Origin of the sequence: Saccharomonospora sp. NB11 (assembly GCF_015910535.1) — a bacterium.
In the GTDB taxonomy this organism is placed as follows: domain Bacteria; phylum Actinomycetota; class Actinomycetes; order Mycobacteriales; family Pseudonocardiaceae; genus Saccharomonospora.
This window is the reverse complement of the sequence record NZ_JACBJG010000001.1, coordinates 286,419-301,543: the sequence shown is the minus strand read 5'-3', so window position 1 is coordinate 301,543 and position 15,125 is coordinate 286,419. Positions and strand designations below refer to the sequence as shown.

15 protein-coding genes are annotated in these 15,125 nt (G+C 69.0%); 5 read left to right on the top strand and 10 right to left on the bottom strand.

Annotated features, from left to right (window positions below; genetic code table 11):
• Nucleotides 1–149 precede the first annotated feature (149 nt).
• From JAV51_RS01405 to JAV51_RS01390, 4 genes are read right to left on the bottom strand one after another with little or no spacing between them, the layout of a single operon-like run.
• Nucleotides 150–482 carry a hypothetical protein gene (locus JAV51_RS01405; protein ID WP_197318737.1) on the bottom strand — a complete coding sequence of 111 codons (333 nt, stop codon included), beginning with the start codon at nucleotides 480–482 and terminating at the stop codon, nucleotides 150–152.
• Nucleotides 475–1,083, bottom strand: a complete 609-nt coding sequence (locus JAV51_RS01400) for a TetR/AcrR family transcriptional regulator (RefSeq protein ID WP_197318736.1) — start codon at nucleotides 1,081–1,083, stop codon at nucleotides 475–477. The genes JAV51_RS01405 and JAV51_RS01400 overlap by 8 nt, the downstream gene beginning before the upstream one ends.
• Nucleotides 1,074–2,606 (bottom strand): ATP-dependent acyl-CoA ligase, encoded by a 1,533-nt coding sequence (locus JAV51_RS01395; protein ID WP_197318735.1) that lies wholly within the window; start codon nucleotides 2,604–2,606, stop codon nucleotides 1,074–1,076. Before JAV51_RS01395 ends, JAV51_RS01400 begins: the two co-directional genes overlap by 10 nt.
• Nucleotides 2,603–3,355 carry an enoyl-CoA hydratase/isomerase family protein gene (locus JAV51_RS01390; protein WP_197318734.1) on the bottom strand — a complete coding sequence of 251 codons (753 nt, stop codon included), beginning with the start codon at nucleotides 3,353–3,355 and terminating at the stop codon, nucleotides 2,603–2,605. The genes JAV51_RS01395 and JAV51_RS01390 overlap by 4 nt, the downstream gene beginning before the upstream one ends.
• 48 nt (nucleotides 3,356–3,403) lie before the next feature.
• Here JAV51_RS01390 and JAV51_RS01385 point away from each other — a divergent pair, with 48 nt between their 5' ends.
• Both JAV51_RS01385 and JAV51_RS01380 read left to right on the top strand, forming a co-directional pair.
• Nucleotides 3,404–3,835 carry a GNAT family N-acetyltransferase gene (locus JAV51_RS01385; RefSeq protein ID WP_197318733.1) on the top strand — a complete coding sequence of 144 codons (432 nt, stop codon included), beginning with the start codon at nucleotides 3,404–3,406 and terminating at the stop codon, nucleotides 3,833–3,835.
• A gap of 21 nt (nucleotides 3,836–3,856) precedes the next feature.
• Nucleotides 3,857–4,540: a metal-dependent transcriptional regulator gene (locus JAV51_RS01380; RefSeq protein ID WP_197318732.1), complete on the top strand. Its 684-nt coding sequence runs from the start codon at nucleotides 3,857–3,859 to the stop codon at nucleotides 4,538–4,540.
• 51 nt (nucleotides 4,541–4,591) lie between these two features.
• Here JAV51_RS01380 and JAV51_RS01375 read toward each other — a convergent pair whose 3' ends face one another.
• A complete protein-coding gene (locus JAV51_RS01375) occupies nucleotides 4,592–5,398 on the bottom strand; it encodes an SDR family oxidoreductase (protein ID WP_197318731.1) in 807 nt (268 codons plus the stop codon).
• Between the two features lie 74 nt (nucleotides 5,399–5,472).
• Between JAV51_RS01375 and JAV51_RS01370 the strand changes: the two genes are divergently transcribed.
• A complete protein-coding gene (locus tag JAV51_RS01370; RefSeq protein ID WP_197318917.1) occupies nucleotides 5,473–6,216 on the top strand; it encodes a 3'(2'),5'-bisphosphate nucleotidase CysQ in 744 nt (247 codons plus the stop codon).
• Between the two features lie 60 nt (nucleotides 6,217–6,276).
• Here JAV51_RS01370 and JAV51_RS01365 read toward each other — a convergent pair whose 3' ends face one another.
• Entirely contained in the window at nucleotides 6,277–6,534 is a 258-nt protein-coding gene (locus tag JAV51_RS01365) for a hypothetical protein (RefSeq protein WP_197318730.1), read from the bottom strand.
• Nucleotides 6,535–6,969: 435 nt separating this feature from the next.
• A complete protein-coding gene (gene recQ, locus JAV51_RS01360; RefSeq protein WP_197318729.1) occupies nucleotides 6,970–8,790 on the bottom strand; it encodes a DNA helicase RecQ in 1,821 nt (606 codons plus the stop codon).
• Between the two features lie 126 nt (nucleotides 8,791–8,916).
• Here recQ and mgtE point away from each other — a divergent pair, with 126 nt between their 5' ends.
• The gene (mgtE, locus tag JAV51_RS01355) at nucleotides 8,917–10,257 is read left to right on the top strand and encodes a magnesium transporter (RefSeq protein WP_197318728.1); all 1,341 of its coding nucleotides are present in this window, start codon (nucleotides 8,917–8,919) and stop codon (nucleotides 10,255–10,257) included.
• A gap of 68 nt (nucleotides 10,258–10,325) precedes the next feature.
• Here the strand turns inward: mgtE and JAV51_RS01350 are convergent, their stop codons facing one another.
• Nucleotides 10,326–11,408, bottom strand: a complete 1,083-nt coding sequence (locus JAV51_RS01350; protein ID WP_197318727.1) for a M23 family metallopeptidase — start codon at nucleotides 11,406–11,408, stop codon at nucleotides 10,326–10,328.
• A gap of 336 nt (nucleotides 11,409–11,744) precedes the next feature.
• Between JAV51_RS01350 and JAV51_RS01345 the strand changes: the two genes are divergently transcribed.
• Nucleotides 11,745–12,581: an SAM-dependent methyltransferase gene (locus tag JAV51_RS01345; protein ID WP_197318726.1), complete on the top strand. Its 837-nt coding sequence runs from the start codon at nucleotides 11,745–11,747 to the stop codon at nucleotides 12,579–12,581.
• Nucleotides 12,582–12,602: 21 nt separating this feature from the next.
• On the opposite strand, the gene JAV51_RS01340 is transcribed toward JAV51_RS01345, so the two are convergent.
• Together JAV51_RS01340 and JAV51_RS01335 are read right to left on the bottom strand one after the other, a co-directional pair.
• Nucleotides 12,603–13,037, bottom strand: coding sequence for a DUF4396 domain-containing protein (locus JAV51_RS01340; protein WP_197318916.1), 435 nt, complete (start codon nucleotides 13,035–13,037; stop codon nucleotides 12,603–12,605).
• A 250-nt stretch (nucleotides 13,038–13,287) separates the two neighbouring features.
• Complete coding sequence (locus JAV51_RS01335; protein WP_197318725.1) at nucleotides 13,288–15,099, bottom strand: NAD(P)/FAD-dependent oxidoreductase; 1,812 nt, start codon at nucleotides 15,097–15,099, stop codon at nucleotides 13,288–13,290.
• Between the last annotated feature and the right edge of the window lie 26 nt (nucleotides 15,100–15,125).

Below are 15,125 nucleotides of genomic sequence, written 5' to 3'. Positions count from 1 at the left end.
GGTAGAGGGCAGGTAGAGGACAGGCAGAGGACAGGTAGAGGACGGAGCCTCGCGCAGGACGGGGTTCGGGAGACGCCGTGGAGTCGGTCGGTCCGGCTCCACGGCGCCCGTGTCACCTCGTCGTCAGTTCGTCATGTCGTGGCGTCGACCTACTTGTCGGCCTCGCCGCGCTCGCGGAGGGCGACCGGGACCCCGGCCAGGTCCTCCTCGTTGCACAGCAACTTGAGGTCGTAGTAGGGGTAGCCGTCGCGTTCGTCGTAGTCGAGGTGGACGGCGAGCACGTCCACCGGTTCCCCGAGCCACTGCTGAGCCTGCCGGAGCCAACCGGCGCAGCGTTCCAGCGCGGCGGGGAGATCGTCGTCGCGGAACTCCACCGGTCGGTAGGGCACGTCCTGGATCTGGTCGCGCGGGTCCGAAGGCATGGGAAGCTTCGGGGAGACACCGGCCTCGTTGAGTTCCAGCTGGATGGTTTCCTCACTCACCCTTCGACTGTCCCTCAGCCGCGCTCTGCGAGCAAGCTCCCACGGCACGCAGTGCTACGTCGGCGTAGTGCGAGGCGAGTTCGTCGAGCGGCAGTGAACCCCGGGGCGAGTACCACCGCGCGACCCCGGTGCACATCTCCAGGAGCGCGAGCCGGGTCACACCGGGGTGCGCGGTGGTGAACACCCCGGCCTCCACGCCGTCGGTGACGGCGTCGGCCCACAACCGCTCGTAGGCGTCGCGGAGTTCGACCACCGAGTGCCGCACGCCGGGGGAGAGCACGGGGATCTCGTGGTCGACGATCCGAGTTTCCTCCGGCATGCGTGCATGGGCTCTGACGTGCAGTTTCACGAGTCTGCGCAGTCGGGTCGCCGGATCGTCGACACCGGCGAGCTCGGCCTGTGCGGAGTCGAGCAACGACCGCAGACACCGACGCATGATGTCGGCGAGCAGGTCCTCCTTGGAGCCCATGTAGTGGTAGAGGCTGGCCGTCGACAACTGCGACTCGCTCGCCAGGTCGCGGATGCCGGTGCCGTGGAACCCCTTCTCCGCGAACAGCTTCACCGCCGCCCGGTGGACCCGCTCGCGCGTGTCTAACGCCACCGTTGCTCCACCCGGTCGTAGGAGTCCTTCGGGGCGTCGGCCCCCGCTTTGCGCAGTTCGCCCTTGGCGACGCGTTCCGACGCGGTGAGAGGCAGCGAGTCGACGAACGCCCAGTAGCGCGGCACCTTGAAGTAGGCGAGCTTGGTGCCGCAGTGTTCGGCCAACTCGTCCGGGGTCACCTCGTGTCCGTCGGCGAGGACGACGAGCGCCTTCACCTCTTCACCACGCAGCTCGTCCGGCACGCCGAGCACCGCGGCCGTGCGCACGGCCGGATGCAGTTGCAGTGCCCGCTCGACCTCGTCGGCCACGATGTTCTCGCCGCTGCGGCGAATCATGTCCTTCGTGCGGCCGACGTAGTAGACCAGGCCGTCGCCGTCCATCCGCGCCACGTCGCCGGTGCGGAACCAGCCGCCGCGGAACGCCTTGGCGGTGGCCTCGGGGTCGTCGTGGTAGCCGTGCATCAGTCCCACACCGCGGATGAGCAGCTCGCCCTCGGTGCCGCGCGGAACGGGGCGGCCGGCGTCGTCGGCGATCATGACCTCCCTGCCGGGCGCGGGCCTGCCGAGGCACCCCGTGCCGACGCAGCGGTCGTGGTCCTCCGGGTACATGCGGATGTCGCCGCCGGTCTCGGTCATGCCGAACGCCTCGTACCAGGGCGCTCCCCAGCGGCGTTCGAGTTCGGCGTGCAGATCCTTCGGGATGGCCGAGGCACAGACGGCGCGCACGCGGTGGTCGCGGTCGGCCTCGGAGGGCGGCATGCGCAGCAGCAGTGTGGGCATCAGTCCGAGACAGTAGAACCAGGTGACCTCGTACTCGCGCACCTTCTCCCAGAACGTCGAGGGATGGAAGCGGTCGAGCACCACCAGCGTGGCGCCGGACGCGAGTCCGAGTGCGACATTCCACTGTGGATCAATGTAGTGGAACGGTTGAGCGGTCAGGAGAGTGTCGTCCGCCGAGATGTTCGGGAACTGCGACACGAGGCCGTGCGCCAACGTCGTCCAGTAACGGTGTGGCAGGACGCAGCCCTTGGGTGCGCCCGTGGTGCCCGACGTGTACTGGATGTTGGTGGGGCGCTCGGGCGCGACCTGGTACGGCGGTGGAGCCTCACCGGTGATCGCCGCCAGTTCCTCGGGCGTGAGCACGCGTTCCACCGACGTCCGCGGCGCGATGGTGGTCAACAGCTCCACGAACCGCTCGGCACCGATCGCGAAGCGGGCACCCGAGTGGGCCAGCACGTGCTCGCCGTCGAGTTCGCGGTAGTTCGTGTTGACCGGCACGAGCACCGCGCCGAGCCGGGCCAGTGCCAGCCAGAGCAGGGGGAACTCGGGCCGGTTGTCGAGCATCACGGCCACGCGGTCGTCCGCGCGCACGCCGACGGCGTGCAGTGCCGCCGCGAGCGACTCGACGCGCTCGGCGAGGTCGGCGAACGTCACCCGCTCGCCGGTCTCGTCGAACACCCAGGCGTCCTTGTCCGGCCACGCCGTCGCGGCGTGCCGCAGCAGTCCTACGAGGTCGTCGGTCATCGTTTCCCGAATTCCTCCTTCGACGCGGCCACTTCCGGTGTGTGCTCGGTGATCATTGCGTGACTGACCTCCAGTTCCAGTGCCGTCTCGACCGTGCTGTCGACACCGCGGTCGACGGCGCGCTTGGCCAACGCCAGAGCCGAGGCGGGCTTGTCGGCCAAGGTGCGGGCCAGGGTGTGGGCCGTCGGGGCCAGCTCGTCGGCTGCGACGACCCGGTTGACCAGGCCCATCGCGTGGGCCGACGCCGCGTCGACCCGCTCACCGAGCATGATCATTTCCTTGGCGCGCATCGGGCCGACGAGCAGCGGGAGCAGGCGAGAGGCGCCGTTGGTGATGCTCAGGCCCAGGCCCACCTCGGGGAAGGCGAACACGGCGTCGTCGGCGGCGAGCACCAGGTCACACCCCAGCGCGAATTCCGCACCCGCCCCGATCGCGTAGCCGTGGACGGCCCCCACCACGGGCTGGGGCAGGTTCCGCAGCGCCCGCGTCACGTCCTGCAGCTGCTCCAGCCGTTCCCGGGACTCCTGCTCCGGCGGCGGCTGCTTGAGGTCGTGGCCCGAGCAGAACGCCCGGCCTCGACCGGCCAGCACCACCGCGCCGACACCGCGATCGGCCGAGATGCGGCCCAGCGCGGTGAGCAGGTCGGACACGAGCTGCGGTGTCACGGCGTTCAGTCGGTGCGGCCGGTTCAGCCACACCGTCGCCACCCGGTCGTCGAGGTCAACGTCCACGGTCTCAAGGTCTCGCATGAGCTCGCAGCCTAGCCAAACGATCGATCGATCGATAGGGTTCGTGACATGCCCATACGCGACGCCGTGAAGGACGACATCGACGAGATCTGCTCGATGATCGAGGAGCACGCCCGTTACGAGGGCAACGACGACCTGCACCTCGACCGCGCGGAGATGGCGCAGCACCTGTTCGGCCCCGATCCGAAGGCGTGGGTGCTCATCGCCGAGGTGGACGGCGCGGTGGCCGGGCTGGCGTTCTGCTCGTGGAACTTCTCGACGTGGGAGGCCAAGCCCGGAATCTGGCTCGACGACCTCTTCGTGCGTCCCCAATACCGCAGGTCCGGACTCGGCAGGCAGTTGCTGCTCGAACTGAAGGCCCGCACCGACGGTCGCGTCGAGTGGGACATGCAGGAGGGCAACGAGAAGGCCGCTGCGTTCTACGCCGACCTCGGAGCGCAGCCCGTGCCGGGCTGGGTGCGCTATCGCTGGCGTGGCTGAACGGTCCGTATCGTAGAAGCCATGGTTGGTGGCGCGAACCGTCGATCGGCCTCGATCGAGGACTACCTGAGGGCGATCTACGGCCTGGAGGAGCGGGGTGAGGCCGTCACGAACACGTCGCTGGCCACCCGCCTCGAGGTGAGTCCGTCGTCGGCGTCGGGGATGGTCACCAGACTCGCCCAGCAGGGCCTCGTGGAGCACGTCCCGTACCGGGGCATCGAGTTGACCGGTGACGGTCGGCAGTTGGCCATGTCGGTGCTGCGTCGGCACCGGCTGATCGAGTCCTACCTCGTCTCCGAGCTGGGATACACGTGGGACGAGGTGCACGCCGAGGCCGACCTGCTGGAACACGTGGTGTCCGACCTGCTCGTCGAGCGCATCGCGGCGAAGCTCGGCAACCCCGTGCGCGACCCCCACGGCGACCCGATCCCGGCCGTGGACGGGTCGGTCGAGGAAGTGTCCACCAAGCTGCTGGAGGAACTGCCCACCGGAGCCGTCGGCGAGATCGTGCGCGTGTGGGACACCGACCCGGAGCTGTTGCGGTACCTCTCCGAGCGCGCCATCGGCCTCGGCGAGCGCATCGAGGTCGTCGAACGTCAACCCTTCGGCGGGTCGATCGTGGTGAAGGTGGGGCAGCCGCCGCACGACGCCACGCACGCGCTCGGCAGGCAGATCGCCCACGCCCTGTCGGTGTCGCTGCGTTAGCGACGGCGCGGTGCCACGGGGGCTGGTCGCGAGGACGGCACCGACGGCACGTCAGCCGACGATCGAGGCCCCGGCGGAGTCCGGTTCCGACGCGAGGCGATGCAGCCGGGCGAGCAGGCGGTCCGGAAGCAGCCGCCCCGCCAGCACGAACGCCCAGTTGTAGAACGGGCCCGTGACGACGTGGGCGCGTCCCGCCATCACCGCTTGGTAGGTCTGCCGCGCGACGCGCACCGGGTCGTCCTTGAACGACAGTGAGCCCAGCTTGGTGTCGAGCATCCTCGCGCGAGTGAAGAACTCCGTGTCGGTGAGCCCCGGCAGCACCGTGGTGACGGTGACGCCCGTGCCCCGCAGTTCCTCGGCGACGGCGGCGGCGAACGACGACACGAACGCCTTCGACGCGTTGTACGTGGACTGGAACGGTCCGGGTAGGCCCGCGACCGTCGACGACACCACGACCAACCGCCCGCGACCGCGCTCGACCATCGCGGGCAGGAGGCGTTTGGCCAGGTGCAGGGTGCCCGAGACGTTGAGGTCGACCACCCGAAGCTGGTCGTGCAAGGGCGTCTCGCCCACGAACGGGCCGCCGACACCCACCCCGGCGTTGAGGACGAGGACGTCGACGGGCCGGTCGAGTTCCTCGATGCGTTCGACCAGCTCCGTGACGCCGGGGTAGGTGGCGAGGTCGCCACGCACGCTCCACACCCGCCGACCGTGGGCGCGCACCGCCTCCGCCGCGGCGTCGAGTGCGTCGTCGTCGGCCGAGAGGACGAGATCGAACCCGTTGCGGGCGAACTCCTCGGCGAGTTGCCGTCCGATGCCGGTCGACGCCCCCGTGATCACCGCCAGTTGCTCGTCCATCCTCGTTCCCCTTCCGCCGTTCGTGCCGCCCGAGGGATACCCGCCTCACCCGGGCCCTTACGCTGCCCGACGTGATGACGGACGTGGGACTCGCCGTCGCGCTCGCCGAGGAGGCCGGAGCGCTGTTGTTGCAGGTTCGGCAGGACGCCGGTCGGGACGCCGACGCCAGGGAATTGGGCCGTCGGGGTGACGCGGAGTCGAACGCGTTGATCCTGCGTCGACTCGCCGAGCACCGGCCGCACGACGCGGTGCTGTCGGAGGAATCGGCCGACGAACCCGCGCGGCGACACGCCGAGCGAGTGTGGATCGTGGATCCGCTCGACGGAACGCGGGAGTACGGGATCGGGCGTTCGGACTGGACCGTGCACGTCGCGTTGTGGCAGGCGGGGCGCGGCATTACCGACGCCGCGGTGGCGGAGCCGGACAAAGGGTGGGTGAGTTCCACCGACGGCGCGGCGATAAAAGGGGTAAACCCGATTCGGGAAAGAACGCGAATTCTGGTGAGCGACAGCCGGCCACCCGAATTCGCGAAAAGGGTCGCCGAGGAGGTCGGGGCGGAACTCGTGCCGATGGGATCGGCGGGAGCGAAGGCGATGGCGGTGGTGCGCGGGGAGGCCGACGCCTACCTCCACGCGGGTGGTCAGTACGAGTGGGACTCGGCGGCACCCGTCGGCATCGCCGTGGCGGCCGGGCTGCACACGTCCAGGGTGGACGGTTCCGAACTGCGCTACAACCAGGACTCGGTGTACCTGCCTGACCTGCTGATCTGTCGCCGAGAACTGGCGGAACCACTGCTGCGGGCGATCGCGCGAGCCTGACCGTACACATGGAAACGGGTGGGAGGCCAGAGCCTCCCACCCGTAGCTGGAGTAACGACCTCAGTCGTTGTTCGCCTCCGCGTTGGTGCAGACCGTGTCGCCGGTGACGTTGGCACCGAGCAGAGCGATCAGGTTCAGGTCCAGCGTGTCGCAGAGGTTGATGTCGTTGTTGCTCAGCACGTCATCAACGTTGATGAGGCCGATCTGGTTCGTGTTGTCGTTGGCCTCCACGTCCGCGGGCGTGGTCGCGAAAGCGGGCGAGCCGATCATCATCAGTCCGGCCGCGGCGGAGGCGACAATAGCAGTCTTCTTGAACACCTTAACCCATTCCTATCGACTCGAGGGACGTTCGGTTGCGGTTCGGAATTAACCCGCCAACCGAGAACGAATTTAGCCGCAGGTCCTGTCGAGCACACGACAAAAAGCGACTGCATCCGATCACCCAAAATTGTCGTGACACGGATCACTTCCCGGGGAGGATTAGACCGCGAATGCCCGTTGACCTGCGAAAACATGAAGCCGGTGAGGTTGCGCTGCGTAGTTGGGCACCTGGTCGGGAAGATCGCGACACTCGGGGTGGTGGCGACGAGCCTGCTGAGCGTGTCGAAGAATGCGAGCGCAAATGACCCGATGGAATGAATGAGAACCGTCGCTATCGCTAAAGGCGATTCATAAACCGCTGCTCACCTCGGCTTTACCGGGCCCGAGGGGGTGTCGGAGCGCGGGACGTCATCGGCTACGGGGGTGTCCGGGTCAGGACGTGAGGACGCCGAGCACCTCGTCGCCGTAGCGGGACAACTTGGTCTCCCCGACGCCGTTGACGGTGCCCAGCTCGGCGCGGGTGGACGGGCGCAACGTGGCGATCTGACGCAGCGTGGCGTCGTGGAAGAGGACGTAGGCGGGCACGCCCTGCTCCTTCGCGGCAGCCGCTCGCCAGGCACGCAGTCGCTCGAACACCGCGCTCGCCTCGTCGTCCAGTTCCACCGTCTCGGCACGTGCCGACGTCGTCCGCGACGAGCGCACCGCCGTTCGCGCCGGGTCGCGCCGCAGCGGCACCGTCCGACCCCGGAAGAGCACCTCGTCGGAGGCGTCGGTGGTGACCAGCGTGCCGTAGTCGCCCTCGACGGCCAGCAGTCCCTGCGCGAGGAGTTGCCGGACGACCGCACGCCACTCGCCCTCGCCGAGATCGGTGCCCACGCCGAAGACCGACAGCTGGTCGTGTCGGTGCTGGGTCACCTTGGGCGTGCGCTTGCCGCGCAGGATGTCGACGATCTGGCCTGCGCCGAACTTCTGTCCCCGTTCCCGCTTGAGACGGACCACCGTGGACAACAACTTCTGTGCCGCCACGGTGCCGTCCCACGTCTCCGGAGGGGAGAGGCAGGTGTCGCAGTTGCCGCACCGCTCGCCGTCGAGCTGCTGACCGAAGTAGGCGAGCAGCCGGGCGCGGCGGCAGTCCACCGTCTCGCACAACGCGAGCATGGCGTCGAGGTGCGAGGACAGTCGTCGTCGGTGCGCGGCGTCGCCCTCGGAGGTGTCGATCAGCCGACGTTGCGCCACGACGTCCGCCAGCCCGTAGGCCAGCCATGCCGTCGAGGGGAGCCCGTCGCGTCCCGCGCGCCCCGTCTCCTGGTAGTAGCCCTCCACCGACTTCGGCAGGTCGAGGTGCGCGACGAACCGCACGTCGGGTTTGTCGATGCCCATGCCGAACGCGATGGTGGCCACCACCACGAGCCCGTCCTCCCGCAGGAACCGCGCCTGGTGTCGCGCGCGGGTCCCCGCGTCGAGCCCCGCGTGGTAGGGCAGCGCCTCGATGCCGTTGCGGCTGAGGAACTCGGCCGTCTCCTCCACCGAGCGTCGTGAGAGGCAGTAGACGATGCCCGCGTCGCCCGCGTGCTCGGTGCGGAGGAAGTCCAGCAACTGCTTGCGCGGGTCCCGCTTCGGGACGATGCGGTATTGGATGTTGGGGCGGTCGAAGCTGGAGACGAACACCCGCGCGTCGGTCAGCTTCAACCGCGCGGTGATCTCCTCGCGCGTCGCCGGTGTGGCCGTGGCCGTCAACGCGATGCGCGGCACGTCCGGCCTGCGCTCGTGCAGCGTGGACAGTTCCAGATAGTCGGGGCGGAAATCGTGGCCCCACTGCGACACGCAGTGCGCCTCGTCGATGGCGAACACCGACACCGGCCCGCGCTCGACGAGCCGCATGGTGGCCTCGGAGCGGAGCCGTTCCGGCGCGAGGTAGAGCAGGTCGAGTCGGCCGGCGAGGAACTCCGCCTCCACCATGCGGCGTTCGTCCGGGTCCTGCGTCGAGTTCAGGTAGCCCGCGCGCACTCCGGCGGCCCGCAGGCCGTCGACCTGGTCCTGCATGAGGGCGATGAGCGGCGAGATCACCACGCCGACGCCGTCGCGTACCAGGGCGGGGATCTGGTAGCAGAGGGACTTGCCCGCGCCGGTCGGCATCAGCACGAGCGCATCGCCGCCGTCGACCACGTGGTCGACGACCTCCTGCTGGTCACCGCGGAACGAGTCGTAGCCGAAGACGCGGCTCAGCACGTCGAGTGTCTGCGGATTCCCCACGCCGCGATCCTAGGGCGTCGAGTCGTCGCCGAGGCCCCACGGCGGCGAACGGAACCGCACGTGACGCCCGGCCACGTTTACTCACGGGGTATCCCGCTGGGCGAACTGGAGGGAGTACCGGCCGTCATGGCAGCACAGCCGACCGACACACTGCGGGACCTGCTCGGGGACCACGACCTGCCCGGACTGCAACGCTGGCTCGACGAACACCAGCCGTACGAGATCGCCGACGAGCTCGGCAGGGCGGACGCCGTTCACGCCGTCCTGCTGTTCCGTCTGCTCGACAAGGACCGCGCGCTCGACGTGTTCGAGGAACTCGACCCGTCCGACCAGCACAAGGTGCTGGAAGGACTGCGGGAACCAGCGTTCCGTGACGTCGTCGAACGCATGGCCCCCGACGACCGGGCCCGGTTGGTGGGGGAGGCGCCCGCGAAGTTCGCGCGCCGCGTGCTCGCCGGGCTGAGCCCGCGGGAACGCGAGTCGACGGCGGCGCTGCTGGGCTACCCGGAGCACTCGGTCGGCCGCTACATGACACCGGAGACGGTGGCCGTGCGCCACCACATGACGGCCGACGAGGCGCTCGCCCTCGTGCGACGCAAGGGCGGTGACGCCGAGACGGTGTACACGCTGCCCGTGGTCGACGACCGACGGTGCCTGCAGGGCATCGTGTCGCTGCGCGACCTCGTCCTGAGCGCGCCCGACACCGAGGTCGCCGACATCGCGACCACCGACACGCCCCGGGTGCAGGCCACCGAGGACGTCGAGGAAGCGGCGCGGCTGATGCAGGACACCAACGTGCTCGCACTGCCCGTGACCGACAGCGAGAACCGGGTACTCGGTCTGCTCACCATCGACGACGCGTTCGAGGTGATCGAGGCCGCCGACACCGAGGACATCGCCCGGCAGTCGGGGTCGGCGCCCTGGGCGGGGCACTACATGTCGGCGAGCGTGGTGGAGCTGGCGCGCTCACGCGCCGTGTGGCTGCTGCTGCTCATCCTCGCGGCCACGCTGACGGTGAACGTCTTGCAGTTCTTCGAGGACACGCTGGCGAGTGTGACGGCTCTGGCGCTGTTCATCCCGCTGCTCGTGGGGACGGGCGGCAACGCGGGCGCCCAGGCGGCGACGGCGGCGGTGCGCGCGCTGGCCGTGGGCGAGGTGCGCACCCGGGACGTCCTGCGGGTCGCGTGGCGCGAGTGCCGGGTCGGCCTGGTGCTCGGGTTGATGCTCGCGGTGGTGGCGCTGGCCATCGGCTCGTTGCTCGTGGACGTCACCGTGGCGGGGAGCGTGGCCGTGTCGCTCGTGGCGGTGTGCGCGTGGGCGGCCACCATCGGGTCGACGATGCCGCTGTTGGCCAAGCGCGTCGGCATCGACCCCGCCGTGATCTCCGCGCCGCTGGTGACGACGCTGGTGGACGCCACGGGGCTCATCATCTACTTCCTCGTGGCGCGGCTCGTGTTCGGGTTGTGAGCACCATGACGAAGGCCACCGTCACCGGGGCTCGGTGGCGGTGGCCTTCGTGGTTGCCCTGTGGGCGATCACAGCACGATGCCGTGCTCCTGCAGCCAGGGCAGCGGGTCGATCTTGACGCCGTTCTCGTGGATTTCCAGGTGCAGGTGCGGGCCGGTGGACTGGCCGCGGTTGCCGATCGTGGCGATCTGCTGGCCGGCCTCGACGCGCTGACCCACCGTGACCAGCGACTCGTTGATGTGGCCGTACACGGAGATCAGGCCGTTGTCGTGCTGCACCCGCACCCACAGGCCGAAGCCGCTCGCGGGACCGGACGAGATGACGGTGCCCGACATGAGGGAGTGGATCGGGGTGCCGATGCTGTTGGCGATGTCCACGCCGTAGTGCGTGGTGCCCCACCGGGCACCGTAGCCGGAGGTGAACGTGCCCTCGGCGGGCTTCACGACGCCCGGAGCGGGGGTCGGCTCGGCTGCCGCGAGCGCGGCACCACCGGCGGCCGGGTCCTCGGCGGGCTCCTCACCGTTCTCGATCCGCTTGCGCTCGGTCAGCTCGTCCAGCGCGGACTGCTTCTCGTCCTGCTTGGCCGAAGCCTGCTCGTGTGCCTTCTCGGCGTTCACCTTGGCCCGCTCGGCCTTGGTCTCGTCGCGCTCGGCGGCCTTCACGGCCTTCTCGGCGTCGTCGACGGCGTCCTTCTTGTCGTCGACGTCCTCACGCAGCGAGTCGGTGACGTCCGAGCCGAGGAAGCCCAGCACAGAGGTGACGACGCCCGCGAAGCTGAAGCCGGAGGACTCCTCGTCGAGGCGCTCCTCGGCACGCTGCAGGTCGGCCTCGGCCTTGGCGACGGCGTCGCGGGCCTGGTTCAGCGCACCGCGAGCGTCGGCGGTGGCCTTCTTCGCCTCGTCGTGCACCGACGTGGTGTTGTCCAGCTTCCGCTGGGCGTCCTCGGTCTGCTTCTTCACGCGCTCCAGGGCCTTCTCCGCGGAGGCGATCTGCTCGTCGAGGGACTTCTCGCCCTGCTGGGCCGGGGCCTGGACGCTGTGCTGCGTCGCCGGGGTCGCCGGGTCGGCGAAGCTGATGCCGGGCGTGGAAATCAGGGTCAGGGAGGCGAGCAGGGCAACGGGGGCCGCCCGCCGAACATGATGCGCACGCATGATTCTGTGCGAACTCCATTGATGTCGGGGGATGAGAACACCGGTGGGGGGCCGATGCACTCGAATCGGGGCAATGGCGACTATGCGAGCTCCCCAAGATCGCTCTCTAGCAAACTTGACGCTCGCCACAACGTTTTGGTCACGGTTTCCGCAAAAATCGGCGTGGTGTACTTGACTGCGCACAGATCGCCGAACTATTGCAGCCCCTCGACGAAGGTCGGGAACCCCGGGAAGAGGGTTCCGTGTTGATCACCGAAGTGACACACTCGACGTGATCGAACACGCTCGGTGGCAGAGTGTTGATCGACAACTCGCCACCGGAAGGAGCCCAAGGCAGTGCAGGACGCAGAACGAACAGTTCCGCCGTCGGCTCGGCTCGACCCGACCAAGCCCACGGTGGCCCGCATCTACGACGCGAGCCTCGGCGGCAAGGACAACTACGAGGTCGACCGCCAGATCTTCGAGATGATCAAGCAGGTCGCCCCGCATCAGGGTGACGTGAGCTGGATGAACCGGCGATTCCTGGTGCGCGCGGTGCGCTACCTCACCGAGCTGGTGGGCATGGACCAGTTCCTCGACCTCGGCAGCGGTCTGCCCACGGTCCAGAACACCCACGAGGTGGCCCAGTTCAGCAACCCCGAGGCCAGGGTCGTCTACGTCGACAACGACCCCATCTGCAACGCGCACGGGCGGGCTCTGCTGGAGGAGAACGAGTACACGCGGTTCGTGGAGGCCGACCTCACCAAGCCCGCGGACGTGCTCGCTCACCCCGAGATCACCGCGCACCTCGAACTCGACCGACCGCTGGTGCTCATGCAGATCGGCACGCTGCACCATGTGTCCGACGAGCAGGACCCGGTCGGTGTCATGCGCCACTACGTGGATGCGTTGCCCTCGGGCTCGTACGTGGTCCTGACCCACTTCTGGGACCCCGCCGACGAGAACCCGGCCTGGTCGAAGCAGGCGCACGACCTGATGGACAAGCTCCGCAGCGCCAACATGGACACCGGCTTCTGGCGCACTCGCGAGGAGATCGAGAAGTTCTTCGGCGGCGCTGAACTGCTGGAGCCGGGGCTCGTGGAGCTCGACGAGTGGTGGCCGTCGGGTCCGCGCACGCGCGAACCGTGGCCGGAGGAACACCTCATGCTCGGGGGCGTGGCCGTCAAGCGGTGACGGGCCTGTGCCCGCACGTGGTCAGTGCTCGGCTCCGTGGCGGTAGGAGTGGGCGACGGCGTGCCCCATGCCACGGCCGATGAGCCACTTGTTCACCGGCGTGGTGACCACGAACGCCACGGCGAGAGCCACGGCGAGCGAACCCCAGAACAGGGGTGAGTCCAGCGGCGCGTCCATCGCGTCGGGGATGGCGAGGAGGACAGCGTTGTCCACCGCCTCCATCACCGCGATCGACACGGTGTCGGCGGCCAGCGCCACGCGCAACGCCTGCCGGAGACCGACGCCCGCGCGCAACACCCCGCGCATGCTGAGGGCGTAGCCGAAGAAGAACGCCAGCACGATGGCCAGGACGAGCGTGGGGACGGTGCTCCAACCGAACGCCGTCCCGATCACCATGCCGAGCACCTCGCCGATGGCGCAGCCGGTGAGGCAGTGCAACGTCGCCGACACGGCCATGCCCCAACCGGCTGCGGAGGCGACGCGATGTCGTTGCTCCGTCGGACTCGCGTGGTGGTCGCTGTGTGGCACCGTCCCCTCCTTCTCCGGTCACGGTGGCTACCCGCTGTCGACCATCGATCAACCTGGCCGGGCAGGCAAGGATTCCGTGGCGGTGCTCGACGACGTGACGCGGAATGCTGCCACCGTCGTCCGGTACCGAGCATGTCGACTCGCCGTCGGGGACCGGAGCCCGATACGCGTGCCGGGTTCACCTCCCGTCGCTGAGGACCTCCTCGATCCCGTCGCCCGAGCGCCATGCGCGCAGCAGGCGTTGGAACGCCGCCGGGCCGGGGCCGTAGGTCTGCCGGGGGCCACGGGACATGCCCTCGTTGTTGTAGTAGCCCGGCGTGCACTCGGCGTCGAACTCGCCTCGGTCCGGGGAGTTCGCGCGGATGGTCTCCACCCACGCGTTCTCGGCCTCGACGGTCGGTTCGATGCACTTCACGCCGCGCTTGCGGGCCTCCGCCACGACGGCCGCCACGTGGATCGCCTGCTCGTCGAGCACGTGCGTGAAGTTCACCGACGGCGCGTTCTGGATCGGACCGAGGTGGAACAGGTTGGGGAACCCGTTGCTGTAGAAGCCGTGCAGCGTGCGCGGTCCGGTGGTCGCCCACGACTGGAGCAGGTGCACGCCGTCGCGGCCGTACACCGGAAGCCGCCCGGTCATCACGTCGGACTTCCCGACCTCGAAACCGGTGGCGAACACGATGCAGTCCACTTCGTACTCACGGTCACCGACCACCATGGTGTGCTCGGTGATGCGCTCGACGCCGCCGTGGTCGGCAGTGTCCACGAGCGTGACGTTGTCGCGGTTGAACGTCGCCAGGTACTCGTCGCTGAAGGTCGGCCGCTTACAGCCGTAGCGGTACCAGGGCTTGAGCAGCTCCGCGGTCGCCGGGTCCTCGACGATCTCGTCGACACGTGCGCGGAGCTGGTTCATCTTGTGGAAGTCGAGCAGTTCCTCGACACGGTCCCACTCGGCGGGGTCCATGCCCTGGGGGACATCGGTCGACATGATTTTGCCGAGGACACGGGCGCTCGCGGTCCACGCGTCGTTCACGAGGTCCTCGTCGACCTCGGCGCCGGTGACGACGGCCTGGAAGTTCTCACGGCGCCGGCTGTGCCACCCCGGCTCCAGGGACGCCGCCCACGCCGGATCGGTGCGCCGGTTGCCGCGCACGTCCACAGTGGATGGTGTGCGCTGGAAGACGTACAGGTGTCGGGCGTCGCGAGCCACGTGGGGGATCACCTGGATCGCCGTGGCGCCGGTGCCGATCACCGCGACCCGCTTGTCGTTCAGGCCGGTCAGATTGCCGTTCGCGTCGCCGCCCGTGTAGGCGTAGTCCCACCGGCTGGTGTGGAAGGTGTGTCCGGCGAAGTCCTCGATTCCCGGAATTTTCGGCAACTTCGGGTGGTCGAGCGTGCCGTTCGACACCACCACGTACGTCGCCCGCATCTCGTCGTCGCGGTCGGTGCGCACGATCCACTCGCCGTCGTCCCACCGCAGCTCCCGCACACCGGTCTGGAAGCACGCGTCCCGGTACAGGTCGAACGTGCGGCCGATGGCCATCGCGTGCTGCCGGATCTCCTCGCCCGGCGCGTACTTCCACTTCGGGACGTACCCGACCTCCTCCAACAACGGCAGGTACACGTAGGACTCGATGTCGCAGTGGATGCCGGGGTAGCGGTTCCAGTACCACGTGCCGCCGAAGTCGCCCGCCTTCTCGATGATGCGGATTCGGTCGAGACCCGCCTGCCGAAGTCGTGCGCCCGCGAGCAGACCGCCGAAGCCGCCGCCGATCACGACGGCGTCCACCCGGTCCCGCAGCGGCTCCCGGGTGAAGCCCGGTTCGACGTAGGGGTCCTCGGCGTAGTAGCCGAACCGGCCCTCCGCTCGCTGGTACTGCGTGGCGCCGTCGGGACGGATTCGCCGATCGCGTTCCCGGCGGTAGCGCTCCCTCAGGGCGTCGACGTCGACGTCGAGGTCGTCGGGGAGCCACGGGTGCTGGGACATCGACATGAGGCGAATCTCCTGGGAGCGCGACA